This window comes from Synechococcus sp. R55.2, assembly GCF_047462075.1.
Classification (GTDB): domain Bacteria; phylum Cyanobacteriota; class Cyanobacteriia; order Thermostichales; family Thermostichaceae; genus Thermostichus.
The window spans coordinates 1-981 of the sequence record NZ_JANSIH010000115.1 but is presented as its reverse complement, the minus strand read 5'-3'; the positions used below and the strand labels follow the sequence as shown (position 1 = coordinate 981).

General features: G+C 59.3%; 2 protein-coding genes. One reads left to right on the top strand and one right to left on the bottom strand.

The features are described 5' to 3' along the window. Nucleotides 1-121: 121 nt before the first annotated feature. Nucleotides 122-571, top strand: a complete 450-nt coding sequence (locus NW838_RS04445; protein ID WP_414413286.1) for a (2Fe-2S) ferredoxin domain-containing protein — start codon at nucleotides 122-124, stop codon at nucleotides 569-571. Here the strand turns inward: NW838_RS04445 and NW838_RS04440 are convergent. Beyond that, nucleotides 540-981: lysophospholipid acyltransferase family protein (locus NW838_RS04440; protein WP_414427567.1), on the bottom strand; the 442-nt coding region annotated here is incomplete at its 5' end. The two genes, NW838_RS04445 and NW838_RS04440, sit on opposite strands and share 32 nt — an antisense overlap.

The window sequence follows — 981 nt, the reverse complement described above, 5'->3', positions numbered from 1 at the left end:
TGCAGGGCCGGAGGGGGAAGCAGAGCAAGAAACAGTCGCTGCTTGGGGTTATCCACCAGCATCGGTAAGAACCTAGAGAACAGGGGATAATGCAACTGTAGCCAAGCCCAAACATCTTGTTATGTCGCGTCCTGTCGCTTCTTCCCCTATCCTGGATCCCTCCTCGGCAACCGGATCCCCAGGCCAAGCGCCTCAGCCGGCTCCCATTCCGCCCTACCAGTGGCATTTGTTCCTGTGTGCGGATCAAACTAAGCCCAAATGTTGTGAGAAAGCTGTGGGATTGGAAGCCTGGGACTATTTAAAATCGCGGATCAAAGAATTGGATCTGGAAATCGGGAGCGCCGGATCCCTGCGGGTGCACCGCACCAAAGCCAACTGCCTGCGGGCGTGCGACTATGCTGTTCCCGGCCCTGTGCTGCTGGTCTATCCCGGTGGGTTTTGGTACCACTCGGTCACGCCGGAGGTGGTGGAGGAGATTCTTCAAAAGCACATCTTGGGAGGGATCCCTGTTGTTGAGTATCTAGTAGCCCAAGATACCCTCAGCGCCCCTGATCCAAAAGGGCATGGATAGCCTGCACGCACTCTGCCGTCACCTGCTGCAAATCGGCCTTATCGCTGGAAGCGGGGGGGGGAATCACGTTGCCAATGCGCACCGTGATGGGGCAGAACAAACGCGGCCACCGGGATCCCTTGGGCAAGACCTTTTCCGTGCCCCAAAGGGCTACAGGCAGCAGAGGCGTTTGGGTGCGGGCTGCAACCAAGGCCGCTCCCAAGTGGGGCTGAGGAATGCGGCCATCGGGGGTACGAGTGCCATTCAAAAAGATCCCCACCGCCCATCCCCGCGCCAAGGCTGCTTCTGTGGCTCGCAAGGCAGCGCGGTCGGAGCCGCCTCTTTTGACCGGATAGGCCCCGTAGAGATGAATCGCTTGCTTACACCCCGGCACCCGAAACAGCTCTTCCTTGGCGATGAAGGCCACCGGG

Coding starts and splice junctions, on each gene's coding strand:
- NW838_RS04445 (WP_414413286.1), top strand. CDS start 122: ATGTCGCGTCCTGTCGCTTCTTCCCCTATCCTGGATCCCTCCTCGGCA.